General features: G+C 34.8%; 26 protein-coding genes. 1 reads left to right on the plus strand and 25 read right to left on the minus strand.

Annotated features, from left to right (window positions below):
• Positions 1–183 precede the first annotated feature (183 nt).
• From B5X64_RS17060 to B5X64_RS17145, 19 genes are all read right to left on the minus strand, one after another.
• Complete coding sequence (locus B5X64_RS17060) at positions 184–1,014, minus strand: DUF4280 domain-containing protein (protein WP_079466395.1); 831 nt, start codon at positions 1,012–1,014, stop codon at positions 184–186.
• 1 nt (position 1,015) lies between these two features.
• Positions 1,016–2,038 (minus strand): LysM peptidoglycan-binding domain-containing protein, encoded by a 1,023-nt coding sequence (locus B5X64_RS17065; protein WP_079466396.1) that lies wholly within the window; start codon positions 2,036–2,038, stop codon positions 1,016–1,018.
• Positions 2,039–2,197: 159 nt separating this feature from the next.
• A complete protein-coding gene (locus B5X64_RS17070) occupies positions 2,198–3,583 on the minus strand; it encodes an NADH-quinone oxidoreductase subunit N (RefSeq protein WP_079466397.1) in 1,386 nt (461 codons plus the stop codon).
• A 135-nt stretch (positions 3,584–3,718) separates the two neighbouring features.
• Positions 3,719–5,212 (minus strand): complex I subunit 4 family protein, encoded by a 1,494-nt coding sequence (locus B5X64_RS17075; protein WP_079466398.1) that lies wholly within the window; start codon positions 5,210–5,212, stop codon positions 3,719–3,721.
• Positions 5,212–7,125 (minus strand): NADH-quinone oxidoreductase subunit L, encoded by a 1,914-nt coding sequence (gene nuoL, locus B5X64_RS17080; protein ID WP_079466399.1) that lies wholly within the window; start codon positions 7,123–7,125, stop codon positions 5,212–5,214. Before nuoL ends, B5X64_RS17075 begins: the two co-directional genes overlap by 1 nt.
• A 2-nt stretch (positions 7,126–7,127) precedes the next feature.
• Positions 7,128–7,457: an NADH-quinone oxidoreductase subunit NuoK gene (nuoK, locus tag B5X64_RS17085; RefSeq protein ID WP_066680246.1), complete on the minus strand. Its 330-nt coding sequence runs from the start codon at positions 7,455–7,457 to the stop codon at positions 7,128–7,130.
• 4 nt (positions 7,458–7,461) lie between these two features.
• Entirely contained in the window at positions 7,462–7,959 is a 498-nt protein-coding gene (locus tag B5X64_RS17090) for an NADH-quinone oxidoreductase subunit J family protein (protein ID WP_066680248.1), read from the minus strand.
• Complete coding sequence (locus B5X64_RS17095; protein WP_066680251.1) at positions 7,959–8,516, minus strand: NuoI/complex I 23 kDa subunit family protein; 558 nt, start codon at positions 8,514–8,516, stop codon at positions 7,959–7,961. The genes B5X64_RS17090 and B5X64_RS17095 overlap by 1 nt, the downstream gene beginning before the upstream one ends.
• A gap of 135 nt (positions 8,517–8,651) precedes the next feature.
• Entirely contained in the window at positions 8,652–9,716 is a 1,065-nt protein-coding gene (gene nuoH, locus B5X64_RS17100; RefSeq protein WP_079466400.1) for an NADH-quinone oxidoreductase subunit NuoH, read from the minus strand.
• Positions 9,717–9,789: 73 nt separating this feature from the next.
• The gene (locus tag B5X64_RS17105) at positions 9,790–10,788 is read right to left on the minus strand and encodes an NADH-quinone oxidoreductase subunit G (protein WP_079466401.1); all 999 of its coding nucleotides are present in this window, start codon (positions 10,786–10,788) and stop codon (positions 9,790–9,792) included.
• A 22-nt stretch (positions 10,789–10,810) separates the two neighbouring features.
• Positions 10,811–11,539 (minus strand): hypothetical protein, encoded by a 729-nt coding sequence (locus B5X64_RS17110; protein ID WP_228418976.1) that lies wholly within the window; start codon positions 11,537–11,539, stop codon positions 10,811–10,813.
• 158 nt (positions 11,540–11,697) lie between these two features.
• Complete coding sequence (nuoF, locus tag B5X64_RS17115) at positions 11,698–13,053, minus strand: NADH-quinone oxidoreductase subunit NuoF (RefSeq protein ID WP_079466403.1); 1,356 nt, start codon at positions 13,051–13,053, stop codon at positions 11,698–11,700.
• Positions 13,054–13,155: 102 nt separating this feature from the next.
• Positions 13,156–13,665, minus strand: coding sequence for an NADH-quinone oxidoreductase subunit NuoE family protein (locus B5X64_RS17120; protein ID WP_047447219.1), 510 nt, complete (start codon positions 13,663–13,665; stop codon positions 13,156–13,158).
• Between the two features lie 138 nt (positions 13,666–13,803).
• Complete coding sequence (locus B5X64_RS17125; RefSeq protein WP_079466404.1) at positions 13,804–15,027, minus strand: NADH-quinone oxidoreductase subunit D; 1,224 nt, start codon at positions 15,025–15,027, stop codon at positions 13,804–13,806.
• A 62-nt stretch (positions 15,028–15,089) separates the two neighbouring features.
• Entirely contained in the window at positions 15,090–15,584 is a 495-nt protein-coding gene (locus tag B5X64_RS17130) for an NADH-quinone oxidoreductase subunit C (protein ID WP_079466405.1), read from the minus strand.
• A gap of 11 nt (positions 15,585–15,595) precedes the next feature.
• Positions 15,596–16,156 carry an NADH-quinone oxidoreductase subunit B gene (locus B5X64_RS17135; RefSeq protein ID WP_074231131.1) on the minus strand — a complete coding sequence of 187 codons (561 nt, stop codon included), beginning with the start codon at positions 16,154–16,156 and terminating at the stop codon, positions 15,596–15,598.
• A 103-nt stretch (positions 16,157–16,259) separates the two neighbouring features.
• Positions 16,260–16,631, minus strand: a complete 372-nt coding sequence (locus tag B5X64_RS17140) for an NADH-quinone oxidoreductase subunit A (protein ID WP_076557798.1) — start codon at positions 16,629–16,631, stop codon at positions 16,260–16,262.
• Between the two features lie 120 nt (positions 16,632–16,751).
• Positions 16,752–16,928 carry a hypothetical protein gene (locus B5X64_RS22860; protein ID WP_164463452.1) on the minus strand — a complete coding sequence of 59 codons (177 nt, stop codon included), beginning with the start codon at positions 16,926–16,928 and terminating at the stop codon, positions 16,752–16,754.
• A gap of 1 nt (position 16,929) precedes the next feature.
• Positions 16,930–18,054 (minus strand): GTP cyclohydrolase, encoded by a 1,125-nt coding sequence (locus tag B5X64_RS17145; RefSeq protein ID WP_079466406.1) that lies wholly within the window; start codon positions 18,052–18,054, stop codon positions 16,930–16,932.
• A gap of 103 nt (positions 18,055–18,157) precedes the next feature.
• On the opposite strand from B5X64_RS17145, the gene B5X64_RS17150 reads away from it, so the two are divergent.
• Positions 18,158–18,847 (plus strand): zinc metallopeptidase, encoded by a 690-nt coding sequence (locus tag B5X64_RS17150; RefSeq protein WP_079466407.1) that lies wholly within the window; start codon positions 18,158–18,160, stop codon positions 18,845–18,847.
• A 2-nt stretch (positions 18,848–18,849) separates the two neighbouring features.
• Here the strand turns inward: B5X64_RS17150 and B5X64_RS17155 are convergent, their stop codons facing one another.
• The 6 genes from B5X64_RS17155 to B5X64_RS17180 all read right to left on the minus strand — a co-directional run bounded on the left by B5X64_RS17155 (position 18,850) and on the right by B5X64_RS17180 (position 26,261).
• Positions 18,850–19,455, minus strand: coding sequence for an IMPACT family protein (locus B5X64_RS17155; protein WP_079466408.1), 606 nt, complete (start codon positions 19,453–19,455; stop codon positions 18,850–18,852).
• 11 nt (positions 19,456–19,466) lie between these two features.
• Complete coding sequence (ribD, locus tag B5X64_RS17160) at positions 19,467–20,492, minus strand: bifunctional diaminohydroxyphosphoribosylaminopyrimidine deaminase/5-amino-6-(5-phosphoribosylamino)uracil reductase RibD (protein WP_079466409.1); 1,026 nt, start codon at positions 20,490–20,492, stop codon at positions 19,467–19,469.
• A gap of 63 nt (positions 20,493–20,555) precedes the next feature.
• Positions 20,556–22,355 carry a DUF349 domain-containing protein gene (locus B5X64_RS17165; RefSeq protein WP_079466410.1) on the minus strand — a complete coding sequence of 600 codons (1,800 nt, stop codon included), beginning with the start codon at positions 22,353–22,355 and terminating at the stop codon, positions 20,556–20,558.
• 75 nt (positions 22,356–22,430) lie between these two features.
• Positions 22,431–23,168, minus strand: a complete 738-nt coding sequence (locus B5X64_RS17170) for a shikimate dehydrogenase family protein (protein WP_079466411.1) — start codon at positions 23,166–23,168, stop codon at positions 22,431–22,433.
• A 62-nt stretch (positions 23,169–23,230) separates the two neighbouring features.
• Complete coding sequence (locus B5X64_RS17175; protein WP_079466465.1) at positions 23,231–25,006, minus strand: endonuclease; 1,776 nt, start codon at positions 25,004–25,006, stop codon at positions 23,231–23,233.
• Between the two features lie 49 nt (positions 25,007–25,055).
• Complete coding sequence (locus tag B5X64_RS17180) at positions 25,056–26,261, minus strand: ABC transporter permease (RefSeq protein WP_079466412.1); 1,206 nt, start codon at positions 26,259–26,261, stop codon at positions 25,056–25,058.

The raw sequence follows: 26,261 nt of genomic DNA on the forward strand, positions 1-26,261 counted from the left end.
GATAGGATTTTTTTTAGTTTAGCGACACTAATTTCCGAATCCCTTTTTTTATTTCAAATAACAAATAAATGTTTCTTTAAGTCAAGATGACTTCAATATATAAAATCTGATAGCTGGTAAAAGTTTTTTTCTTCTGCTTTAGGATTTGCGCTTCCTTTTATAATTTTCATAGCTTACTATTTATTATTCAACTTCAAAAGGATCATCTCCGTTTATTTCCTCCTTAAATTCCTCAAAATCCACAACAGGATTATACACATGTTGCTCTTTTGGGTCGGCATTGTTGACGTTACTTTTTCCTAATTCAGATTGTTGCCCGTGCTTTAAAACTGTGATTTTTCCGCCTGTTGAACACATGAGTTCCGAGAGTTCAGTTACACAGCATTTGTCCATTACCTTTACCTTGTCGTAGGTTTTTGTCCATTTTCCTGAAGGTGCAAATGCACATGGATTTCCATTTTTTACCGAGCAGCTTCCGAAAGGCGTTGCGGCTGGGTTAAACATTACGTCGTCTTCAGTGACGGCAAGATAATCGGGTTCTCCGTTTTCATCATTCCAATAGTGTTTTTGATGACTTGTTACTTTAAAACCGGGAAATTGAGTTCCTTTGTCACAAATGGCTTTCCCTTTAGGAATCACGAAATATTTTCCGTCGTGTTCCGAAGCGTTGCTTTCACTGTTTTGCTCTTTCTTTTCTTCTTTTTTACTGTCTTCAACTGTTGATGCATTTTGTTCAGACTTTTTATCCATCGTGTCTTCACCGGGATCCGGTTCAGATCCACTTTCATTATTCATTGTATTTATTTCTTCATCAATGTTTTGGTTTTCATCATTAAGAAACTGCGGATCTTCGGGTATCAAAAGTGTGGTTCCTGTGGGAATTTCGTCCTTTATTGTTTCGCTTTTCGGACAATTCAGATTATGAAATGTTTTCAGAAAATTTTCATCTTTTATTTTAAACTTTTTGGCAATTCCTGCAAAAGAATCATTGGGTTGTGATTGGTAGGTTTTCATCTTAATTTTGTGTTATTTGTAATTGATGTTTTTGAAATAATTGATTTTGATGCCAAATATTTACTGAAGATTTTATTTCATGTAATTGTTTTGTCGTTTTATAAGTGAAGTATTGAATTATAATTTCAGCATTGATATTTTTTTGAATGTCTTCATCTTCAATCCTAATTCCCTTGAGAAGTTCTCTAAGGCTACAGCTTTCTGAAAGAGTTCCTGTCATTTTAGTTTCAACAAGTTCAGAATCTTCAAATAATTGTTCTGTTTGAAAACTGAATTCTAACGGAAATGAATTGATCTGAATATAAAATTTTTCTTTCCAAGTAGATTTTTTGTGGAACCATTCCAGGTTTGGAAATAAAACCTGATACAATAAATTAGATTGCATCTGCCTGAAAAAATAAGTTTCGTCTGAGATACTTTCTTCAAACGTATTGAGATATTTTTTAGAAATTTCTCCAACATAAAAATCTTCAATATCATTTCGCTTTGCCTTAAATTTTTCGATTAAACGTTGATGCTTACTGAAAGATTCTATTTTGCCGTTTAATGAAATTTTATATGAAATGGGATAGAGGCTTTTCATACATTCCAACGCAAGAGAAGAAACTTTGTCATCTGGTGTTACATTATTTTTTGTTAAATTTTTGACATGAATTTTCGCCAGGAAATTTTCTTTCTCTTCTTGAATGTTGAGATCTATCTTATAATTGAACTCTAAATTTTTATTTTCAGATTGCTCAAAATATTCTTCAACAGAATATTTATCAAAATGGAATTTCAGAAAATAATCCGGTGGTGGAAGTAATTTTTGTTGTTGAAGTTTTTGCTTTTCTTCGGAAACTAAATGGGTTGGAATTAAAATAAACTCAATCCCTTTCAGATTGTTTACAAATAGCTTATTCATTTTTCCACAGTTTTGATTGTGGAATGTTTTTAAATCATTTTCAGAAATATATATTCGGGCGGCAATGGAGCTCAGGCTGTCATCCGGACGAACTTTGTGTTTTATAAAATTCGTTATCATTTGTGCTTGTGTTTGTGTTTTTCATCTATTTAAAGTTAATAAGATTTAATTGAATATTTTGTAGTAATTCTACGACAAATGATGATTGTTTTATTTTTTAACACAAAAAAACCTTTCAAAAAATTGAAAGGTTTAAATTTTAAATATGTTTGATTCAGATTACAATCCAAATTGTTTTGCAAATAAATCCGGGAAGACACCCAGTGCAATGATCGATGCAATAATAAATACTGCGACAATATTGTAAGTTACCGTTACTCTTTCTGAAGTTTTAAAAGTTGTTTCTTTAAAGAAGAACATTGCGATAATTAATCTTAAATAATAAGCAATTGAGATTGCAGAACCTAAAACTGCTATAATTACTAAGAATGCATTGTTGTCTTTGCTTAAAGCTTGTGCAAATAATGAAAATTTACCCATGAAACCTGCCGTTAAAGGAATTCCAGCCATTGACAATAAAGAGATCGTTGCAACGGTTGCCAATAATGGTTCAGATTTAGCCAAACCTTTAAATGCGCCGTAAGAAGTCTCTCTTTTTAGTTTTTCAACCCAGATTAAGCACATAAATACTCCAACTGTAGACAATGAATAAGCGAATAAATAAAACGCCAATGTATACGTTGAAAGAGCATTCATTCCGAAGAATACCAAACCGATATATCCTGCATGCGAAACTGAAGAGTATGCCAACATTCTTTTAGCATTGGTCTGAGCAAGACCCATCGCATTTGCCAATAGTAAAGTAATAATTAAGAATACGCCTAAAATATTGATCCACTCGTGAGTAACACCAGAGAACCCAATCGTCATTAATCTGAATAATGCATAAAATCCTGAGATTTTTACTACACTTGCCATGAAAGCTGTGATCAATGAAGGAGAACCTTGATAAACATCCGGACTCCACATGTGGAAAGGTGCTAAAGCTACTTTGAACGCCATTGCACAAAGCATTAACACAACACCAAGAATAAACATTCCGTTGGTAGGATTTACCGTGCTGAAATCGTGAATTCTGTATAAATCAAATGTTCCTGTGCTTCCGTAGATAAATGCAATTCCTAACAATAAGAAACCTGTTGCAAATGCTCCCATCAGGAAATATTTTAATGAAGCTTCGTTTGATCTAAGATCAGTTTTGTTCGCTCCCGCCATTACGTACAACGGAATAGACAAGATTTCAACTCCTAAGAACAAAGTCACCAAATTTTGGTATCCGAACAATACAAAACCTCCACACAATGCAAAAAGCATCAATGCATACAATTCTGACTGATGGTTTCTGTGATTGCTGAATGCAAAACCTCCCAGGAAGAATAAAAGCAAAGTCGTTACAATAGAAATTTTTGTAAACAAAGCTGTATTCTGTCCGTACTCATACATTAATCTGTACTTTTCGAAGAAAGAAGCTTCAGGTAAAAAGCTTACATATAATGCAACGATCAACCCAAAAATACCAATGTATCTTGCGAATTTTCCTTTTTCAAAAACTCCCGAGAATAATGCAGCAACTGCTGTCAGGAAAACTATAATTAAAACACTCATAATTTATATTTGAGATGCGAGATAATAGATGCGAGATCATAGACACTAGATTTGAGATGGCTCAAATTGTACTTCTAATTTCTCAATTTCTAATTTCTCAATTTTTAAATCTTTATATTTTTAAATCTTATAATCCTAATTGATCATCGATGTATACACAAACTCTAATGAACTTCCCACCATATCGATAATCGGTTGAGGGAAAATTCCTAACAAGATCACAAATACTGCAATACTTGCCAATACTGAAAATTCTACTGCCGATAAATCTTTTGCTGTACTCAAAACCGCAGCATTACCTTCACCAAACATTGCTTTACCGTAAAATCTTAACAGATAAACCGCACAAAGAATGATCGTTAAACCAGCAATGATTGAAGCCAATACATTAAAATCAAAGATAGATTTAATAAGGATAAACTCCCCAATAAAACCATTCGTCAACGGAACTCCCATTGATCCTAAAATGATCAGTAAGAATAATACTGCAAACTTAGGCGCTACTTTTGCCAAACCTCCCATCTGTCTGATGTCTCTTGTTTTGAATCTTTTATATAAAATATCTGCACAATAGAACAAACCTACAACGTTGATACCGTGAGCGAAAGTTTGAACTAAAGCTCCTTCAGCTCCTTCAATTGTTAAAGTTCCTCTTAAAGTAAGAACTGCCGAAGAAAAAATACCTGCAACCATCAATCCAACGTGTGAAAAAGATGAATATGCTATGATTCTCTTCATATCAGTCTGGATAATCGCAATTAAAGCACCGTGAACAATTCCGATAATTGCCAGGATGATCACAATCTGTCCTGAAATTCCAAAAATTGCAGTCGGTGTAATGGGTAATAAATATCTGATTACTCCGTAGATCGCCATTTTCAGCATAATACCTGATAAAAGCATTGATCCCTGAGTAGGAGAGTAGGTATAAGTATCGGGTTGCCAAGTGTGGAAAGGGAAAACCGGAAGTTTCACTGCAAAAGCAAAGAAAATAAACCAGAATACAACAATCTGCTGCGTTTCACCCAAATCTGCATTATACAAATCTGTAAGAGCGAAAGATGCTGAATGCGTGTAAACATAGATTAAACCAGCCAACATAAACAAAGATCCTACGAATGTATACACAAAGAATTTTGTAGTGAACTCCATTCTTTTGTTTTCCTGTCCCCAAAGAGCTGCGATAAACCAGATTGGAATCAGGGTTACTTCCCAGAAAATATAGAATAACAAACCGTCTAAAGCTGTAAATACTCCTACAAGACCAAACTGCATCAGCAAAATAAGTCCGTAAAACGAGTTTTTGTAGCTTACGTTTTCGTTAAAAGATGATAAAATAATTAGAGGCGAAAGAATATTGGTCAGCAATAAAAGAAGCAAACTCATCCCATCGATTCCGAAGTGAAGGTTACTTTTTATAAACTGTGACCAAGGATAATTGATCTCGTATTGCAAAACACTGTCAACCGTCGGTTCAAAATTGAAATCCGAAAGTATATAAAATGTAAGCAGCATTTGAATCAAAGCAATTCCCAGCGCCAAATATTTGCTGGAAGCATTCTTCCATGCAAAGATTAATCCCGAACCTACAAGAGGTAAAAGTAATAATGTTAATAGTAAATAAGACATTATTGTAATATAAAGTTAACAATCAGTATAATTCCCACAGCCAAAGTCATGATAAGAACATAGTTCTCAACATTTCCGTTTTGAATACGCTTCATAGATTTTCCGCTGTCTTCAGCACCTTCACCTATGTAGTCTACAAAACGGTCTAAAACGCCTTTGTCAAACATTTTTCCGCCACGTCCAAGTCCTTCGAAAGTTTTTACAATTAATGCATTGTAAAGCTCATCAACATATAACTTTTTAGCAGAAAGTTTTTCCCAGCCTGTATATTCTTCCTCGGCAAGAGCCATTTTCTTCTTATTCACATACATGTTTTTCACAATGAACCAAACAGTAAAGAACATTAAGACAGTTGCTCCCAAAAGAATCATTTCTGTATTGAAATCAACTCCTGAAAGAGTCATTTCCATTTGCTTAAAGCTTTCCGGGGTCAATACCGGCTTCAGCCATTCCATTAATTTAGCATAATGACCGTGACCGATAAAGTGTGGTAAATTAATAAAACCTCCGATTACTGAAAGAATTGCTAGAACGATTAACGGTAACGTCATGTTCATCGGGCTTTCATGTAAATGGTGTTTCTGCTCTTCCGTACCTCTGAACTCTCCGTGGAAAGTTAAATAGTATAATCTGAACATATATGCTGCGGTTGTTGCTGCTAAAATGAATAACATTACCCAGTAAATAGGGTTTTTAGCAAATGCTGCAACCAAAATTTCGTCTTTAGAAATCATCCCTGAAAGTAAAGGGAAACCTGAAATCGCCAATGTTCCGATAAGGAATGTAATGTGTGTAATTGGAATGTATTTTTTTAAACCTCCCATAAAACGCATATCCTGCTCGTTGCTCATTGCGTGAATTACAGAACCTGCTCCCAAGAATAACAATGCTTTGAAGAAAGCGTGTGTCATTACGTGGAACATTGCTGTGGAATAAGCTCCTAAACCTAAAGCGATGAACATAAAACCAAGCTGTGAAACTGTAGAATATGCCAATACTTTTTTGATGTCGTTCTGACGCAATGCGTAGAAACCAGCCAAAGCAGCAGTTAAGAATCCGATTAATAAAATTCCATCCTGAACGGTTGGAGCTAAAGTGAATAAGAAGTTTGATCTTACCACCAAGTAAATACCTGCAGTAACCATTGTTGCTGCGTGAATTAATGCTGAAACAGGAGTTGGACCTGCCATCGCATCGGGTAACCAGGTATATAAAGGAACCTGAGCAGATTTACCAACAGCACCAATAAATAAACTGGCTGTGATAAAGATGATAATTGTTCCGTCTAATTCAAATTTAGAAGCATTTTGTGCTACTGAAATATAATCTACAGAGTTGGTCTGAGACGCAATCATGAAAATACCGATCAATAAACCAAGGTCACCGATTCTGTTCATGATGAAAGCCTTTCTTGCTGCTTTACCATATTCTTCGTTGGTGTACCAGAATCCGATCAATAAATAAGAACAAAGACCTACACCTTCCCAACCGATGAATAAGATCATATAGTTGCTTCCCATTACCAAGAGTAACATTGAGAAGATGAAAAGATTTAAATAAGTAAAAAACTTATAAAAACCTTTATCGTGACTCATATATCCGATAGAATATAAGTGAATTAAAGATCCGATCCCTGTGATGATCATCACCATCATTAATGAAAGCTGATCAATTTGGAAACCGAAATTAATCTGAATTCCGTTTACTCTAAACCATTCGAAAGCCTTTACAACTACGGCAGGACTTTCAGAGTCAAAATTTAAAAATAAGCTTACTGCTATACAAAAAGGTGCAAAAACTGCAACTGTTGCCAAACTTCCGACTACAATCTTTGGAAGATTTTTCCCGAAAAGCCCGTTGATAAGAAAGCCTATAAGTGGTAAAAGTATTATTGCATATATTAAATTCTCCATTCTTATCCTTTTAATTTATTAAATATACCTACATCTACAGAACGGGTGTTTCTATATAACATCGCAATAATTGCCAAACCAACCGCTACTTCGGCTGCTGCAACTACCATGATAAAGAAAACCAAAAGCTGTCCGTCACTGTTCCCGTTGTATGCCGCAAACGCAGCCAATAAAAGGTTTACAGAATTAAGCATAAGCTCTACACAACCTAAAATTACAATCGCATTTTTTCTGAGCAATACTCCCATAACTCCAAGACAGAATAATACTGAACAAAGAGTAATGAAATATTCCAGAGGGATGCTTTGCATAAATGTATTTACTTCTCCCATAATTTTATAAATCTTTTTTACCGATTAGTACCGCACCTACAATACCTGCTAAAATCAGGACTGAAGCAAGCTCAAACGGTAAAACATATTCATTGAATAAAAGTCTTCCCAGGTTCTTTGTAAGACCTACCCCTTTATCTACGTTTTCAACCACTACATGATTATCTTGTACTCCTCTGAAAACTCCTAAAACACCAATCAAAAGAAGACATGCAGTAAAAACTCCAACAAACTTTAAAGTATTGTTCTTCTTACTTTCGTCTTGCTTATTAAGGTTAAGCATCATTAAGATATAAAGGAAAAGTACCATGATAGCACCAGCGTAAACGATGATCTGGATGATGGCAAGGAACTGTGCATTCAGAAGAATATACATTCCGGCGATCGAAAACATTGTAACAATTAATGACAAAATAGCATATAAAGGATTTTTTGCAAATACAAAGTACACTGCACTTGCCACTGCTAAAAACGCCACCAAGAAAAATAAAAACTGATCCATTATTTTACCGCATTTTTTTGTTTCTCGGATTGTCTTTCTGTGATATCAATCCTTTCATTTATTTTTTCAACTAATTTATCTTTACCGTAAATGAAAGATCCTCTGTTGGTCTCAACATCAACCAATCTGTCTGTAAGATAAATTGCAGATTTCGGACAAGCTTCTTCACACATACCGCAGAAAATACATCTTAGCATATTGATTTCATATACCGATGCATATTTTTCTTCTCTGTAAAGATCTTTTTCTTCTCTGGTTCTTTCAGCAGCAGTCATTGTGATTGCTTCTGCAGGGCATGCCACAGCACACAATCCACAAGCTGTACATCTTTCTCTGCCTTCTTCATCTCTTTTCAAAACATGTTGGCCTCTCCAGATATCAGCTCTTGGCTTTTGTACTTCCGGATAAGAATAAACATTGGGAGCACGTTTTACAACGGTTCTCACAGCATGCTTAAAAGTAATCCCCATTCCTTTGAAAATCGCCGGTAAGTAGATCTTCTCAGAAAAGGTCATCTCTTTATTTGAAACAACTTTTGATCTGTTTGTAAGTTTCATTTAATTATAGATATTAGATGTTAGACATTAGATTTTAGACTAATCTTGTCTGTTATCTTAATTATTTACTATTTTATTTTAAAATGATAATGTTAATTTTTAAATTATCTCATTATCAAATTTTCATATTCTTTCTTAATTTCCAAAAGCTAAAATCACAGCTCCTGTAATCATTAAGTTGACCAATGCCAATGGAATTAATGTTTTCCATCCTAAGTGCATTAATTGATCGTATCTGAATCTTGGAAGCGTCCATCTGATCCACATAAAGATCAAAATTCCGATTATTGTTTTAGATAAAAATGCTACGATACTCAAAATACCTGCTACATTTTCTCCCCAGTTTTCAGTAACCCAGTCAATTCCCGGATAGTTGTAGCCTCCGAAGAAAAGCACGACCATGAAAGCATTAGAAATAAACATATTCACATATTCACCAAACATGTATAAACCTAACTTCATTGAAGAATATTCAGTTGTATATCCTGTTACCAATTCAGATTCACATTCAGGTAAATCGAAAGGGTGACGGTTGGTTTCTGCCAAAGCTGCAACAAAGAAAATTAAGAACGCCAATGGTTGGTAGAAAATATTCCAGTTCATCCCAGAACCGATAGGGATAATTCCCCAAAGTTTTCCTTCCGTTTGATTTTCAGTAATTACTTTTAAATCTAAACTTCCTGACATCATAATGATAGAAAGTAATGCAAGACCCATTGCCAATTCGTAAGAAATCATCTGCGAAGAAGCACGGATAGCACCTAATAATGAATACTTGTTGTTGGAAGCCCAGCCTCCGATCATAATTCCGTAAACTCCGATAGAAGCCATTCCGATGATGAAAAGTACACCAACATCGATGTTAGCAACCTGAAGATCATAAGAAACATCTCCGATGTTCAATGTTTTACCCCAAGGAATAACCGCTCCGGTAATTAATGAAATAAACATCACCAATGCAGGTCCCAATACGAAAAGAAACTTTTCTGCATTGGCAGGAGTAAAGTCTTCTTTAAAGAAAAATTTACCACCATCCGCAAGAGGCTGCAGCAAACCGAAAGGTCCTGATCTGTTGGGCCCGATTCTGTCCTGCATAATGGCTGCAACTTTTCTTTCTGCCCAAGTAGAGTAGGCTGCAATCGTTAATGAAAGCAGGAAAAGTGCAAGTACAAGTATTAATTTAAATGTAATTAAATCCATTCTAAATTTTAGATTTTAGATTTTAGATTATAAATTCATTTAAAATTTACAATCTAAAATTTATAATTTGTTATTATTTTTCGTCTTTTTCGCTGATTTCTTTAGCCATCGGATTGTCTAAAACTCTCAATTCGTCTTTAGGCTTCTCGTAATGGTTTAATGAAATAACCGAATGTCTGTCGATATGTCTTGGTCCTTCAATGTTCCAATCGCTAAGATTTTTTCTTTCGAAACGACAAGTGTCACAAATAAATTCTTCAACTTCTCCCCATTGATCTTTTCTTGCAGTAACTCTTACGATCTCGTCACCTTTCATGTAAACCGTAGCTTTTCCTGAACATTTATCACACTTACAAGTAGCATTCATTGGCTTTGTAAACCAAACTCTGCTTGTAAAACGAGCTGTTCTGTCTGTTAATGCTCCAACCGGGCAAACGTCGATTACGTTCCCGATAAAGTCATTATCTAAAGCTTTATTTAAATACGTAGAAATTTCAGCATGATCTCCTCTGAAAAGAATTCCGTGCTCACGTTCACCTGTCAATTGATTAGCCGCCAAAACGCATCTTGCACACAAGATACAACGGTTCATATTCAATTTGATATGTGGACCTAAGTCGTCTGCTTCGTACGTATTTCTTTCAAATTCTGTTCTGGTTTCAAGATTTCCGTGCTCGTAACCCAGATCCTGAAGATGACATTCACCTGCCTGATCACAAACCGGGCAATCTAATGGGTGATTCACCAACAAGAATTCGGTAACCGCTTTTCTACCTTCCTGAGCTTTTTCAGAAGAAAGGTTTTTCACTTCCATTCCGTCCATCACATTGGTTCTGCAACTTGCTACCAACTTTGGCATAGGACGCGGATCTGCTTCTGAACCTTTAGAAACTTCTACCAAACATGTTCTACATCTTCCACCGCTGGTTTCCAATTTGCTGTAGTAACACATTGCTGGAGGAACAGATTTTCCACCGATTTGTCTTGCAGCTTCCAAAATAGAAGTCCCGGGCAAAACTTCAGCAGTTTGTCCGTCTATCGTTATTTTGAATTTTTTAACCTCTTCGCTCATAATTATATTTTAAGCAAATGCTTTATTTATATTTTCTTGTATTAAATGTATATCCGATCCCGAAATTAATCTGGTAGAATACAAAATCCTGACTGGCTTTATCAGGCTTATTATTAAGAGTTGTTTTAATATCCGGCATATTGATATAACCAAATTTTCCTTCAACTCTTGCCATAATATGATTCCAAAAAACAAAATTGATGTTGGTTCTTGCATCCAACCCAAATCCTGCTACGTGAAACCTGTCACTTCTTTCGTTTCCGAATAATTTTACATTAGATTTCGGAAACAAAACTCCGATTCCTCCTCCATAAGCCCATGAAATATCAAAATTCTTTTTATTTAATAAGCTTTTATATTTCTCAAGACCTGCGTTTACATAATTAAGTCCATCCGTATGTTCAAAAGTCAGGAATTCCTGATCTGTTAGATCAACTTGCCCGTTCTTAACCATTGCAGCATATTTCGGATCTGAAATATTTCCATTAAAATCAACAGTCTGTTCCTGATCCATCACATATTTCATATGATCTTGAGCAATCACCAAAGCCAAATTATCTTTTATAAAATATCCTAGTCTAAAATTAAACTGTGGAGTAGAAATCTGTCCCGGGTCTACATATGCCCAACTCAAATCTGAAGGTCTGTCATGTGCTACAACATTATTTAATGTAAAATCGTAACCGTTTCCTTTAAATCTGATATCAGAATTACTAAATCCTGCTCTGTTCCAACCCCAAAAAACAAACATCTGACCTTTTTTAGTTAGAGGTTCTGGTTTTTCGTAAGATGTTAGAAGTGGTTCATTATGTCTTTCTTCTAAAGTATCTATCTTAGTATTTTGTCCGAAAACAAAATTTGAGATCAATAATCCTGCAGCAATAAACTTCTTCAAAATTTCAATCTTTATTAATTACTTGCTGCAGCTGGAATAGGATCTGCATAATTGGCCAAACCATAATTTTGTGTTAAACACAATTCAGGGTTTTTAATATGCCATTCGAATTCATCTCTGAAGTGACGAATAGCCGCTGCAACAGGCCAAGCTGCTGCATCACCAAGTGGACAAATAGTATTTCCTTCAATTTTTCTCTGGATATCCCAAAGCAAATCGATGTCTTCCATTTTTCCTTCTCCTTTCTCAATTTTTTTCAAAATCTTGTACATCCATCCCGTTCCTTCACGACAAGGAGTACATTGTCCACAACTTTCGTGATTATAAAATCTTGCCAAAGTCATGGTATGTTCTACGACACACTGGTCTTCATCCAAAACGATAAATCCTCCTGAACCCATCATTGTTCCGGTAGCAAAACCACCGTCAGCAAGAGATTCATAGTTCATATATCTTGGTTCACCATTTACCGTTTTCAACAACAAGTTTGCCGGCACAATAGGAACTGAACTTCCTCCAGGAATACAAGCTTTCAGCTTTTTACCATTTGGAATTCCACCACAATATTCATCAGAATAAATAAATTCTTCAACCGTGATGGTCATATCGATTTCATAAACTCCTGGTTTATTGATATTTCCACAAGCAGAAATTAATTTTGTCCCAGTTGAACGACCAACACCAATTTTTGCATATTCAGCACCGGTAATATCGATAATTGGAACAATTGCTGCGATAGATTCAACGTTATTTACAACCGTTGGTCTTTCCCAAAGTCCTTTTACAGCAGGAAAAGGTGGTTTTAATCTTGGGTTTCCTCTTTTTCCTTCAAGAGATTCAAGTAAAGCAGTTTCTTCACCACAGATATAAGCTCCACCACCTCTTTGAACATAAATTTCACAATCGAAACCTGATCCTAAGATGTTTTTACCTAAAAATCCTGCAGCTTTAGCCTCTTCAATCGCTTCTTCCAAAATATCAGGAATCCAAGAATATTCTCCACGGATGTAGATATAAGAAACATTTGAACCTAAAACGAAAGATGAAATCAACATTCCCTCGATCAAAAGATGAGGAAGAAATTCCATCAGATATCTGTCTTTGAAAGTTCCCGGTTCAGATTCGTCTGCATTCACTACCAAGTGTCTTGGTACGCCTTCCGGTTTTGCCAGAAAGCTCCACTTCATTCCCGTTGGGAAACCTGCACCACCACGACCACGAAGACCTGAAACTTTTACTTCTTCAAGGATTTCTTCGGGTGTCATTTTAAAGGCTTTTTCTGCTGCTCCGTAACCTCCTTGTTTTCGGTAAGTTTCGAAGTAGCGTATTCCTTCTACATGTGCGTCTTTAAGTAAAAGTTTTTTACTCATTTTTATTTGCTTATTGCAATTAGCTTTTGGCTTTTTGCATTAATTAGTATTAAACGTTAAGTGAATAATTTAAAATCTAAAATTTAGAAATTAAAATTTCTATTAGCCCAAATCAACTTGTCCTTCTCTGCAAAGATCAAGGATTTCGTCTACCTTTTCTATGGTTAAATTTTCGTGGTAAAACTTTCCTAACTGTAACATTGGAGCGTATCCACAAGCACCCAGACATTCAGCTGGTTTCAATGTGAACATTCCGTCAGCAGTAGTTTCACCGTCTTTAATGTTCAGTTTTGTTCTGATGTGGTCTAATATTTTTTCGCTTCCACAAACCATGCAAGGTCCGGTTCTGCATACTTCCAAAACATATTTACCCACCGGTTTCATATTAAACATGGTATAAAAAGTTGCCACTTCATATACTTCAATTGGTTTAATACTCAATAATTCAGCAACATAATCCATCACAGGAACGTCTAACCAACCTCCGAATTCTTTCTGTGCAATGTGCAACACAGGAAGAAGAGCAGATTTTTGTCTTCCCTCAGGGTATCTTGCCATAATCTTATGGACCTGCTGTAAACTTTCTGGTTTAAAAGCTATTGTTTCGCTCATATTTAAAGATTTTAGATTTTAGATTTTAGATTTTAGATGAAAACCTTAGTTCTAAAAATCTTATCAATTTTGATATTAATTTATATTTAAAGAGTTTAGATTAATTTAAAATTTATAATCCAAAATCTATAATTTCTTTTATGCGTCTAATTCTCCCGCAATTACATTCATACTACACATCGTAACGATGGCGTCTGAAATTACAGAACCTGTAATCATTTCAGGATATGCTTGGTAGTAGATAAAACATGGTCTTCTGAAGTGAAGTCTATAAGGGCTTCTTCCACCATCACTCACTAAATAGAATCCTAATTCTCCGTTTCCGCCTTCTACCGCATGATAAACTTCTCCTTTAGGAACATCTGTTTCTCCCATTACAATTTTGAAATGGTAAATCAATGCTTCCATTTTCTTGTAAACATCAGCTTTTTCAGGAAGATAAAATTCTGGAACATCTGCATGGAAAGGTCCTTCCGGCAAATTATCATAAGCTTGGTTGATAATTTTAAGAGATTCCCAAATTTCCTGTTGACGAACCATGAAACGGTCATACGTATCACCTGAAGTTCCTACCGGAATGATGAAATCGAAATCTTCATAAGAAGAATAAGGCTCTGCAACTCTTACATCATAATCAACACCTGTTGCACGTAAATTAGGACCAGTGAAACCATAGCTTAAAGCTCTTTCTGCTGAAATTGTTCCCGCACCAATGGTTCTGTCCATAAATATTCTGTTTCTCTCCAATAGATTACAGAATTCCTGGAATCTTGCCGGGAATGTTTTAAGGAAATCTTTCAACAACTCATGGAATTTTGGAGTGAAATCTCTTTCAAAACCTCCAATTCTTCCCATATTGGTTGTCATTCTTGCTCCACAAATCTGTTCGTACATATCATAAATACGCTCTCTTTCGATGAACATATAAGTAAGACCTGTAATTGCTCCTGCATCCATTCCTGTTACTCCGTTACAGATTAAGTGGTCACCGATTCTTGCCAATTCCATTAAGATTACACGCATATAATCTACACGTTTAGGAACTTTTACGCCAATCAGTTTTTCTACTGTCATGTGCCATCCTATATTGTTGATAGGAGCAGAACAATAGTTCATACGGTCAGTAAGTGTAGTAATTTGAGCGTAATTTCTTCTTTCAGAAATTTTTTCAAAAGCTCTGTGGATATAACCAACGGTTTGCTCTGCGTGAAGAATTCTTTCACCGTCCATTGTAAGAACGTTTTGGAAGATTCCGTGCGTTGCAGGGTGAGTAGGTCCCAAATTCAGGGTGTATAATTGCCCGTCGATTTGTTCGTTACTGTTGTGCTGGTTAAGTATATTAGATAATGAGTTGTCTTTCATAATAATTGCTTTTAGCTATTTGCTTCTGGCTATTGGCTAAATGCCATTCGCCATAAGCTATACTATCTACCAAACATGGTGTCGTTCTTATCTGTTCTTGTACCATCTTCCAAACGGTATTCTTTCAGCATTGGGTGATAACCAAGATCTTCCATGTTCAGGATTGGCCTTAAATCAGGATGTCCTTTGAATTTAATACCGTAGAAATCAAAAGTTTCTCTTTCCATCCAGTTGGCTCCAGCATAAAGTTCTGTCAAAGAATCTACTTCAATATTTTCTCTCGACATGAACGCTTTTATACGGATTCTGAAATTCGTCATCATATTTTGTAAATGATAGATAACGCCAATTTCTTTATCTGGAAATTCAGGGTAATGGATTCCACAAACATCAGTAAGGAAATTAATCTCCAATGATGAATCTTTAAGATAATGAATTACTTTTTTGATGTCCTCTTTTTTAATCTCAACGGTCAGCATACCATAAGGTTCTGAACTTGAAATTACAGATTCCGGAAACTCTCTCGTTATCGCTTCTAATACAAATTCGTTCGTCATTTCCGTATCAATTAATTGCTAATATTATAAGAATCAAGCAATGCTTGGTATTCCGGCATATCTCTTCTTCTGATGCTTTCGCTTTCTGCTAAAGCCTGAACCTGCATTACACCTTCAATAATCTGCTCTGGTCTTGGAGGACACCCCGGAACATAAACGTCTACCGGAATAATTTTATCAATTCCCTGTAAAACGGAGTACGTATCAAAAATACCTCCACTTGAAGCGCAAGCTCCAACAGCAACTACCCATTTCGGTTCTGCCATTTGGGTATATACTTCTTTTAAAACAGGACCTAATTTTTTTGAAATAGTTCCACAAACCATCAACATATCTGCTTGTCTTGGTGAGAAAGAGTTTCTTTCCATACCAAATCTGGATGCATCATACGTTGGGTTAAGGGTAGCCATGAACTCGATACCGCAACAAGAAGTAGCAAAAGGCAAAGGCCAAAGTGAAAATTTTCTAGCCATCCCGATGACACTGCTCAGTTTCGTTGCGAAAAACCCTTCTCCTTCAAATCCTTCCGGAGCTGGTGCATCTGTTCTTATAATTGGTTTTTGATCTGACATTTTGTTGATTTTAAGATTTTAATTTAGATTCTAAATTGCTGTTAATGTTAACTTTAATTTAATTGTATTAATCTAAATTTCTTATTTAAAATTATAATTGAATTTATTTATCCCAGTCTAGCGCGCCACGTTTCCAAACATAGAAAAATGCAAGGAAGAATATAGCAACGAATGTAAGCACTGCAAAGAATCCTTCAAGACCAAATTCTCTGAAGTTTACAGCGTACGGATAAAAAAATACGATTTCGATATCGAATAATACAAACAATATTGCAGTTAAGAAATACTTGATTGAAAATGGTGTTCTTGCGTTTCCTTCAACAGGTACACCGCATTCCCAGCTTTGGTTTTTTACAGAATTTCCTTTTTTCTGCTTTGGTCCCAAGAAATGAGCTCCAAGCAAAGAAATGGCTACAAAACCTATTGCAACACCGGCTTGTATAAGGATCGGAATATAACTTTCAGGTAAATTCATTTTTACATTATTATCTCAAGTTGCAAATTTAGGCAATAAACAATAAAGCATGAAATTAATCAACTTAAAAGTCTGATTAAAATAGGGAAAAGAGGTAATTTAGAATTATTAAAAATAGTGTTATTTCCTCAGTTTTTTGAGCACTGTAAACGCCATAAATGAAATATAGCCAAAAAGTACACTTGCATAAACAATATTTACAAGGGTATTCATTCTATCGTCAGGTAGAGCGAAGAAGATATTGTATACAGCAAAACCTGCAATAAGAATAGCGAAAATAATAAGGTGTGGCTTCATATTAAAATTTTAAAGAATATGTTCTTCTTCTTTTATGATTTACAGGATTATAATCCTGCCAAAGAACCTGTACACTTTTATTTTCTTCCAGTTCGGGGTTGGTTTCTGCAAAATCGATTCCCATATTGTTGAATCGTACAAAAATTTCTTTAAAAATAATAGCGGTTACGCCACGTCTTTGATATTCGGGATGAATTCCAATCAGATAAAAATTAGCGCGGTCGTTTTTCTTTTGAGCCTGTAAGAAATGCCACCATCCGAAAGGGAAAAGTTTTCCTTTTGATTTTTGTAAAGCTTTAGAATAAGAAGGCATCGTAACGGCAAAAGAAACCAGCTCATCATGCTCATCAACTACGCAGATGACGTAGTTTTTAGCAATCATTGGGAAGAATTTTTCTTTGTATGTTTTGATTTGCTCTTCAGAAATAGGAGTGTAAGTAGAAAGATGTTTGTAAGTTTCGTCAAGCAACTTAAACATAGGTTTTACATAAGGTAAAATCTCTTCTTTGTTTTTGAAATCTAAAACTCTTAAGTTATACTTTTCAGCAATCAATGAGCTGAATTTTTCTACTTTTGGAGGAAGTACTTTAGGGAAATTCATTTCAAATTCTACCCATTCTTTTTCCTTTACAAGACCAAGATTTTCTATGTGTTTTGGGTAATACTCATAATTGTAAATACCAATCATTGTTGCTATTTTTTCAAATCCGAAAGTCAGCATTCCGGCTTTGTCGAGATTGGTAAAACCCATGGGGCCTTCAATATTGTCTATTTGATGTTCTTTAGCGTAATTTACAGCGGTATCAATCAGCGCTTTAGAAACTTCTGTATCATCAATAAAATCAAGCCATCCGAAACGAACTTTCTTTATGCCGAGTTCTTTTTCTTCTTTATGATTGATGATTACTGCAATTCTACCTACTACTTTATTGTCTTTCCATGCCAAAAACTGTTTTGCTTCAGCGTACTGCAAGGCAGGATTTTCCTGAAGATTCCATACATTAATTTCATCTTTTATAAATGAGGGCACATAATATGGGTTGTTTTTGTATAAATTCATTGGGAATTTTACAAATTGCTTTAAATCTTCGGGAGTTTTTACTTCAAGAATGGAAACTTTCGACATAGTTTTCAGGTAAATTGAACCACAAATATAATTAATAAAACCTAAAACTTTGGCACAATTTTTACATCAATTATAGAATTATTATATACTAAATTTAAATAAAATGACAGGTTATTATCTTATCATAGGACTTGCGATGCTGATAAGCTGGTTTGTTTCCTCAAGATTAAAATCTAAATTCGAATATTATTCAAACGTACATCTCAGAAACGGAATGTCGGGTAAAGAAGTTGCCGAAAAGATGCTGAGAGATAACAATATTCATGATGTTCAGGTAATTTCGGTTCCTGGACAATTGACGGATCACTATAATCCGGCGAATAAAACAGTGAATCTTTCAGAAGGAGTTTATATGCAGAGAAATGCAGCTGCAGCAGCTGTTGCAGCTCACGAATGTGGTCACGCTGTTCAACATGCCGTAGGATATTCAATGTTGCAATTGAGATCAAAACTGGTTCCTGTTGTAAGTATCAGTTCAAATTTAATGCAGTTTGTATTGATGGGCGGGATTGTTGTTATGGCAATGAGTGGTAATAAATTAATCCTATTGATTGGAGTAATTATGTTTGCTCTTACTACTTTATTTGCTTTTATTACACTTCCAGTAGAATATGATGCGAGTAATCGAGCGATGAAGTGGCTGAAAGATACAGGAACAGTAACTGCTGAAGAATTTGTAGGAGTAAAAGACAGTCTTACTTGGGCGGCACGAACTTATTTGGTGGCAGCACTCGGATCTTTAGCACAGTTGATATACTTTGCTTCTCTTTTAATGGGAAGTCGAAGAGATTAGATTTAATCTTTAAATTCAAAAGAAATATGTTGCATCTCAGATAATTTTTCTGAGATGTTTTCTTTTTGTGCTGTTTTTAATGAGGCAGTCAAAATACAGTTTTCATTGGCGTCAAAATTCAAAACCTTCGCATCAAATTTTGAAAGTAAAGTGAAAATAAGATTCTGCTGATTAAACTGAAACTGAATTTCTATTTCAGTTTCCAGTTCTTTTGTAATGATTTGGGCTTCTTCTAAAGTAATTTTAGCAGATTCTTTATAAGCTTTTACCAAACCTGAAACACCCAGTTTTGTTCCGCCATAATAACGAACACTTATCACTAAAACATTGGTTATCTCATTAGCTAAAAGTTGGTTGTAAATAGGTAAGCCTGCACTTCCGGACGGTTCACCGTCATCATTGGCGCGATAATTTTCACCATTTAAACCCATTCTGAAAGCATAACAATGATGCGTCGCCTTTGGATGCTCGGTTCTTATTTTCTCTAAAGCACTTTTAAGTTCAACTTCACTATTAACCGGAAAAGCAAAACCGATGAATTTGCTTCCTTTTTCTTTAAGCAAGGTGTTTTCTACAGGTTTTTCTATGGTTTTGTATTCGTGCAGCATTTGTCAGCTTCTTAATGAAAGTTTTTATAAAATTCAATAACATTGTCTCGGAAATCCTGAGTATCGAGAGGTGTTTGATTAAATCTTGGAGCCTTCGTTCCGTTTTCTAAAACTAAATTTTTATTTTTAATAATAATCGTCTCATCCCATAAATTTGCATCAATAAATTGTTGTAGCACCAAACTTCCACCTTCTACGATAATCGATTGTATCTGAAGTTCGTGTAATTTTTTCAACATATTTTTAATGAAATTTTCTCTTGAGGTTTTGATGAATTTTATATTTCCTTCTTCACCTTCTTTTACAGAATTAAAAACTAAAGTTTCTGCTTCGTTGCTATAAATGTTGAAATCAGTTGGAACTTTTAAATCAATATCAATCAAAATTCTAATAGGGTTTCTGCCTACAATTTCTCTTGTGGTAAGACTCGGGTTATCTCTTAAAGCAGTCATGGTTCCAATCAGAATAGAATGCTCATTGCTTCTCAGCTGATGTACAAATTGTTTGGTCAATGAGTTGCTGATTTGGGTAGGCTTAAAATCTTTATCCATAAAACGATCGCCCGATTCTGCCCATTTTAAGATGATAAAAGGTCTCCTTTTTTCGTGATACGTGAAAAATCTTTTGTTTAATTCAATACATTCTTTTTCCAAAATACCTGATGTAACTTCAATTCCTGCATCCTGAATGATCTTCTTGCCTTTTCCTTTGACTTTATCATGAGAATCCATCGCACCGATAACAACTTTTTTAAAGCCAAGTTCAACAATCTTTAAAGCACAGGGCGGTGTTTTCCCGAAATGGGCACAAGGTTCCAAAGAAACATAGATTGTAGATTCAGGAATCAGGCTTTTATCTTCAATAGAATTTATAGCATTGATCTCCGCATGGTTTTCACCGGCTTTATAATGATAACCTTCACCAATTATTTTATCATTGTGAACAATCACACTTCCTACTAATGGATTAGGGTAGGTGTTTCCGATGGCTTTCTGAGCGAGCTCAATGCATCTTCTGATGTAAAATTCGTCTTGCATAAGATAAAAAAAGCGAATACAAATTTCTTTGCTTCGCTCTATAGATTATACTTTAATTTTTAATTATTCTCCAGCGATAATACTGTGAAGATTCTGCTTTAAAGTCTCAAGATGAGCTTTTTTGTCATCAATCGTATTGTAAGTATCTCTTAAGAGAGGGTTTTCTCTTGATGGATTTTTGAAGAACGCCAAGTTGTTTTCAAGTTTAACGATTTCAGCTTCAAGATCCGAGATTTGACTCTTGATTTTTCTGGCTTTATCAGTTAATTGATTTTCAGATAAGCCTTCTTCTTTCAGTTCAAGCTCATTAATTTTGTTAAGCTTCAGCTTTTCTCTTAATGTTTTATTAAACTCAGAGTTAATTGCCATTTTGTCTCTCGGAACTTTTCCAATATTGTTCCATGAGCTTTTGATGGCTTCTATCTTTTCTATACTTCCTTCTTCGTCTGAGATTGTTTTCAGCTCCTCAAGAAGGTCTTTTTTTAGTTTATAGTTTTCTTTCCAGTTATCGGTAGAAGCGCTGCTTTTTTCTCTGTAGTTATTAAAGAACGTGTTACATGCATCACGGAATTCATCCCAGATTTTATTGGTCATGCTTTTAGGAACGTGACCGATTTTCTTCCAATCTTCCTGAAGTTTCTTAAATAAAGCCACTGCAAGATCCCAATCTTCAGAAAGCATATTGTCTTTTGCGGTCTGAATAAGTTTCATTTTCTCATCAAGATTCTGTTGTTGAGAACCTTTTAGAGATTTATAATAATTATTTTTTGTAGTGTTGAAGGCTCTTAGTATAGATTTGAAATCATTCCAGTTGTTGTTGGATAATTTTCTGGGCACACTTCCTGTTTTCAAGAATTCTGAACGCAATTCTTCCACTTTTTTGATGGAGTTTTGCCAGTAGGTATGATTAGGATTGTCTTTTGGCTCAGAAAGATTTTTGATTTCAGTGATGATTTCGTTTTTCTTCTCGAGATTGGCGTTCTGCTCAGTTTCAATAGCTGCAGAAAGCTCGGTTTTTCTCTCGTGAATTTTATTTGAAATTTCTTTGAACTCTTCCCAGGTTTTTTCACGAAATTCTTCAGAAACTGGTTCTGCTTCTTCTTTCCAAAGCTTGTGAAGATATTGAAGTTCGTTTAAAGCTTTTTGTACAACCGGCTCGTTTTCCAGCTCTTTTGCTCGTGCAATAATGTGCTGTCTTTTTTCTAAGTTGTGGCTGTATTCCTGCTCTAGAAACTCTTTATTTAGATCCAACATCTGATAAAATTGATTCAAATGATGGAAATAGTTGTTGTTTAAAATTTTAAATTCAGATTTTGCAACCTGACCAGAATTTGACCATTCTTCCTTAATCTCTCTAATCGATTTGAAAAGATTCACTCCAGGCTCAGAATTAGTATAAAGATTTTTAAGTCTTTCAATGATACTTTGGCGCTGATCTAGATTTTTTTTCTGTTCTTCTTCCTGATTTTTCTGGAAATTATCATGTTTTTCTCTAAAAATATGAATCAGACCTGAAAGTTTAGATTGAGAAGGGTGCTCGTAGCTGAAATTTTCGATTGCATTTCCTGCATCGGTGTATTCATGCTTTTTATCTTCGATTTCGTCGTGAATCGTATGATTTGCTTTTTCCTTTAATGCATTGAATTCTCTGTATCGTTCACCTGCATTATTAGAGTTGATGATTTTTTCCATTTCTTTCAGAGTGTCGGCTAGAGACAGGTCGGCAATAGAATCGTGATGAGGCGCATCGGGGTCTTCTTCCTGATGGTTTTCTTCTGTATTCTCAATGGTCTCAACTGTTTCCTGAAGTTCTGTAGAAGGTTTTTGTTCTTCGTTTTCAGAAAGATTATTTTCTGTTGTCATAGCAAATCTTTTATGAATAATGGTATTAACTTCTTAAAGCGAGCTAATATAAACCAATTAAGTTACTAATTTATGTTATTTTTTTTTAACCGACCAAATTTCCCAAGCTTTTTCTGCCTGTTGTTCGAGCATATAATATCCGTTAACGGTTTTTGCTCCGTTTTGTGATGAATTTAAAAGAAATTGACTGCACTCGGGATTGTAAATTAGGTCAATCACCAAATGTTGATTTGTAAGGGCTTCAAAAGGGAAATTTAAACAATCTTCGGTATTTGGAAAAGTTCCCACCGGAGTACATTGAATAATCAATTTGTTTTTTGAAACCGTTTCTGAGTCTATATTTTCAAAATTAATTTCTGACTTTCTTGAAATCGTCTGATACGGAATCTGATGTTTGTCTAAAACATACTGTATTGCTTTTGCAGCGCCACCATTTCCTAAAACCAAAGCTGATTCGTGATGTGGTTTTTTGTGTGCAACTAAAGTTTTTTCAAAACCAAAAGCATCTGTATTGTAGCCGGTTTTCTTTCCGTTTTCAATTAAGACACAGTTTATAGCGCCTATTTTTTTAGCCTCATCACTCAACTCATCCAGGTAATCTATAATTTTTTCTTTATAAGGAATCGTTACATTAAATCCTAAAAGGTTAGGTTTTAAAAGGAGTTCTTCAATTTCATTGATTTCCTGTAGGTCGAAAATTTCGTATGAAAAATTACTGAGTTTTTTCTTTTTAAATTTATCTTCAAAATATTTTTTTGAAAAAGAGTAGGAGATGTTTTTTCCGATCAGTCCTAATTTGTTGCTGGAATCCATATACCAAAAATAAAAAAAAGACCGATAAAAACCGGTCTTTTGTATTGAAAATATTTGTTGTCTTAGTCTACGATGAATTTTGTAGTGTTGTTGTCTGTTTTCAAGATATAAACACCTTTAGTTACTCCATGAAGATTAATTTTGTTTGAGTTTTTGAAAGGATTTGCAATATTCTTAATCAGTTTTCCTGAAAGATCATAGATCTCAGCTTTCGAAATTTTGCTTAAGTTTTCACCTTTTACAAATAATTCATGGTTTTTAACCGGGTTTGGATAAATATTGAATGCTTTTTCTTTTGAATTTTCAACAGTTGATAAAGAAGCTGCACAAGTCCAAGATAAATCATCAATAGCTACTCTGTTTGAAGCTACAGGATTGATCAGTTTAATGATTATATTTCCTGAAACATTGATATTGCTGATCGTGGTTGTAGTAACTGCATCACTGTAAGGAATCGTTCCTACAGTTGTACCGTTTATCTGTAAGTTTAAATTAGAAGAAGTTCCTCCGAATTTACGCTGTGTAGTAACAGTAAGTGTTCCAATACCTCCAGAAATAGAGCTACTTGTTAAACTTCCATTTTGAAGGGTAATTGCTTTTCCTGTTATGGTTTGATCTATTCTTGCATCAGTTGCTGTCCAAGTTATATTGTTATTGGTCCAAGTTCTTGTACCATATCCGTTTCCTGTTCCTGTAATGTTTTCGAAATCTTCAGTTCCACAAGTTCCGGTTCCGCCACCAGATCCGGCAAGCGTGGTTTCAGTTGCGATATTACTTTGAGCAGATGGGTTTCCTGCTGCATCTTTAGCAATAACGTAGAAATCGTAAGTTGTAGAAGAGTTTAGTGCTTGAACGGTTGTAGATGTTCCTGAAACTGTCGATTTTAAAACTCCATTAGCATAAATATCATATCCTGTAACGCCTACATTGTCTGTAGATGCAGTCCAGCTTAATGCAACAGTACTTGCAGTAGGGTTGTTTGCTACTAAGTTTGTTGGAGTTGTCGGAGCTTGTGTATCTGTAGTTGGTGTTCCCCAAACTAAATTTACATAATTAGGATTGTCAATATAAGGGTTTCTGTTTCCCTGATAAGTATATGAAGCATTGTTTCTTCCTATTTCAGCAGGAGAAACTGGGTCTAAATTGTGCCAAGCTAAAAGTTGGTTAAGTTCCCATATTTGCAAACCTGGATAAGCAGAATTACCAAGCATATTGCCTGAACTAAATCCTGATAATTGAGTTTCATATCTTGTTACAAAGTAAAAAATCATTCTTGCTATATCACCTTTAAATTCATCAATAGGTTCAAAGACGGTTCCTGTATATCCAGCAGAAACAGAACTACCTCTTTTAGAACCATTATTAGAAATGTAATTTGTAACGCCTACGTTTCCAAAAGGAAAGCTGCCTCTTATGTTGTTAACATATCCATCGGTAGCACGTATGAAATGTATATCTGCTACCATCGGTAATGCTTCATTGAATAAGCTTTGCGGAATAATATGTTCTCTATTATAACAATCAGATTCACTGTTGTAGCTACCGCATTGGTTGGTTCCAACAGTAAAATTATATGGGTCTGCTGCAGTTGGTCTTTCTGAATAAATGTCAAGAATTGTACCATCGTTTTCGTAATAATAATCACGGTCTGTTGTTTGGTATGCAATCCATAAGCCACCATAAGATCCAGGATTGTGTCCTGCAGTGATGATGTCTTTAAGTTGGGTTTTAAGTGTAGCACCTGTTCCGGTTGCAGTACTATAATAATTGGCTGGAATTTGAGCTAAAGCACTGATACTGGTCAGGATTAGCAAGAATGAATGTAAAATTCGTCTCATTTTTTCTAAATTGGGAGGCAAATTTACAAATAAATAAAAATTTAAAATATTAATTTTTAGTAATATAGTCTTTGCTGATTTTAGAAAAAAACCAAGAAATAATAATTCCAAAGACAGAAGCGATGGTTGCAACGATTAAATAATTTTCACCAACAATTTTTACAGGGAAAGGCAAATCTTCTACTGCTTTAAATAATTCGGTATAAATTTGGAAATAACATAGAGCGGTTCCTAAAAGAAGACCGGAAACAACGCCTAAAATCACAATCAGAATTCCTGTATAGAAATACGTCATTCTAAGATGTGCTAAAGGAAAACCTAAAGAAATAAGAGATTTAGCTTGTTGCTTTTTATCAAGCTGTAAGATAATGATGGCACCAGCCAAATTAAAAGTCGTGATGAAAATAACCAAGGCAAAAATTAAATAAATAAATAGTTTTTCGGTGTTGATCATTTTCCAAAAAGCTGCATTTTCTTCTTCTTTCGTTTTGATTTCGATATCTTTTCCTAAAGTTTTAAGTAGATTTTGTTTTACAGAATCTATATTTTCTGGATTTTGAAGCTTGATAACAATTTGGTATGCTGAATTTTTTGGAAGATTTAATAATTCTTCGGCCAATTCTATCGGAGCGATAATATAATTGTTGAGTTGTTCATTTCCGGGAAAAACACCACAAACAATAATTTCTTTTTTATTGTAAATATCTTCTTCTTTATTGATAATTCCCGTTCCTGATTTAGGCATGAAAAGCGTTGAGAAATCTGTGTTTGAGTCTACAGGGATTCCCAATCTATTTTGGAGCGAACGTTCCATAATAACTTCATTGCTATACTCAAATGAAGGGTAGCTACCGTAAAAAATAGTTTTATCAACTGGGTTTACTTTCGTGTAAGCTGAATCAACTCCCCGAAGATAGGCAACGTCTCCTTTCCCGTTGTAATTGATGTAGGTTTTCTCTTCTATTATTCTAGAGAAGCTGGAAATTTCTTTATTGTTTTTTAAAACAGTATTTATTTTCTCAAAATTTTTTAGAGTTTTTCCGGATGTACTTTTTATCGTTAGATCGGAATGGAGATTAGAGATCAATGATTTGTTGAAATCTTCAAGCCCAGAAAAAACAGAAATAATGACAAACATTGCAGCTACAGCAACACTCATCGCCACAGCTGCAAGCCAGGTAATGAATGTAACCGCAGTACTTCCTTTTTTAGATAAAAGGTAGCGTGATGCGATGTAAAATGCAATGTTTTTCAA

Origin of the sequence: Chryseobacterium balustinum (assembly GCF_900168205.1) — a bacterium.
GTDB lineage: Bacteria > Bacteroidota > Bacteroidia > Flavobacteriales > Weeksellaceae > Chryseobacterium > Chryseobacterium balustinum.

Bases quoted from the DNA above. Each gene is read 5' to 3' on its own strand.
- B5X64_RS17105 (WP_079466401.1), bottom strand. From the start codon at position 10,788: ATGAGCGAAGAGGTTAAAAAATTCAAAATAACGATAGACGGACAAACT.
- B5X64_RS17095 (WP_066680251.1), bottom strand. From the start codon at position 8,516: ATGAAACTTACAAACAGATCAAAAGTTGTTTCAAATAAAGAGATGACC.
- B5X64_RS17130 (WP_079466405.1), bottom strand. From the start codon at position 15,584: ATGACGAACGAATTTGTATTAGAAGCGATAACGAGAGAGTTTCCGGAA.
- B5X64_RS17075 (WP_079466398.1), bottom strand. From the start codon at position 5,212: ATGTCTTATTTACTATTAACATTATTACTTTTACCTCTTGTAGGTTCG.
- ribD (WP_079466409.1), bottom strand. From the start codon at position 20,492: ATGCAAGACGAATTTTACATCAGAAGATGCATTGAGCTCGCTCAGAAA.
- B5X64_RS17170 (WP_079466411.1), bottom strand. From the start codon at position 23,168: ATGGATTCCAGCAACAAATTAGGACTGATCGGAAAAAACATCTCCTAC.
- nuoL (WP_079466399.1), bottom strand. From the start codon at position 7,125: ATGGAGAATTTAATATATGCAATAATACTTTTACCACTTATAGGCTTT.
- B5X64_RS17090 (WP_066680248.1), bottom strand. From the start codon at position 7,959: ATGGATCAGTTTTTATTTTTCTTGGTGGCGTTTTTAGCAGTGGCAAGT.
- B5X64_RS17140 (WP_076557798.1), bottom strand. From the start codon at position 16,631: ATGAATTTACCTGAAAGTTATATTCCGATCCTTATACAAGCCGGTGTT.
- nuoK (WP_066680246.1), bottom strand. From the start codon at position 7,457: ATGGGAGAAGTAAATACATTTATGCAAAGCATCCCTCTGGAATATTTC.
- B5X64_RS17175 (WP_079466465.1), bottom strand. From the start codon at position 25,006: ATGAGACGAATTTTACATTCATTCTTGCTAATCCTGACCAGTATCAGT.
- B5X64_RS17125 (WP_079466404.1), bottom strand. From the start codon at position 15,027: ATGAAAGACAACTCATTATCTAATATACTTAACCAGCACAACAGTAAC.
- B5X64_RS17155 (WP_079466408.1), bottom strand. From the start codon at position 19,455: ATGCTGCACGAATACAAAACCATAGAAAAACCTGTAGAAAACACCTTG.
- B5X64_RS22860 (WP_164463452.1), bottom strand. From the start codon at position 16,928: ATGAAGCCACACCTTATTATTTTCGCTATTCTTATTGCAGGTTTTGCT.
- B5X64_RS17135 (WP_074231131.1), bottom strand. From the start codon at position 16,156: ATGTCAGATCAAAAACCAATTATAAGAACAGATGCACCAGCTCCGGAA.
- B5X64_RS17065 (WP_079466396.1), bottom strand. From the start codon at position 2,038: ATGATAACGAATTTTATAAAACACAAAGTTCGTCCGGATGACAGCCTG.
- nuoH (WP_079466400.1), bottom strand. From the start codon at position 9,716: ATGGATTTAATTACATTTAAATTAATACTTGTACTTGCACTTTTCCTG.
- nuoF (WP_079466403.1), bottom strand. From the start codon at position 13,053: ATGAGTAAAAAACTTTTACTTAAAGACGCACATGTAGAAGGAATACGC.
- B5X64_RS17120 (WP_047447219.1), bottom strand. From the start codon at position 13,665: ATGAGCGAAACAATAGCTTTTAAACCAGAAAGTTTACAGCAGGTCCAT.
- B5X64_RS17110 (WP_228418976.1), bottom strand. From the start codon at position 11,539: ATGTTTGTTTTTTGGGGTTGGAACAGAGCAGGATTTAGTAATTCTGAT.
- B5X64_RS17150 (WP_079466407.1), top strand. From the start codon at position 18,158: ATGACAGGTTATTATCTTATCATAGGACTTGCGATGCTGATAAGCTGG.
- B5X64_RS17070 (WP_079466397.1), bottom strand. From the start codon at position 3,583: ATGAGTGTTTTAATTATAGTTTTCCTGACAGCAGTTGCTGCATTATTC.
- B5X64_RS17060 (WP_079466395.1), bottom strand. From the start codon at position 1,014: ATGAAAACCTACCAATCACAACCCAATGATTCTTTTGCAGGAATTGCC.
- B5X64_RS17165 (WP_079466410.1), bottom strand. From the start codon at position 22,355: ATGACAACAGAAAATAATCTTTCTGAAAACGAAGAACAAAAACCTTCT.
- B5X64_RS17145 (WP_079466406.1), bottom strand. From the start codon at position 18,054: ATGTCGAAAGTTTCCATTCTTGAAGTAAAAACTCCCGAAGATTTAAAG.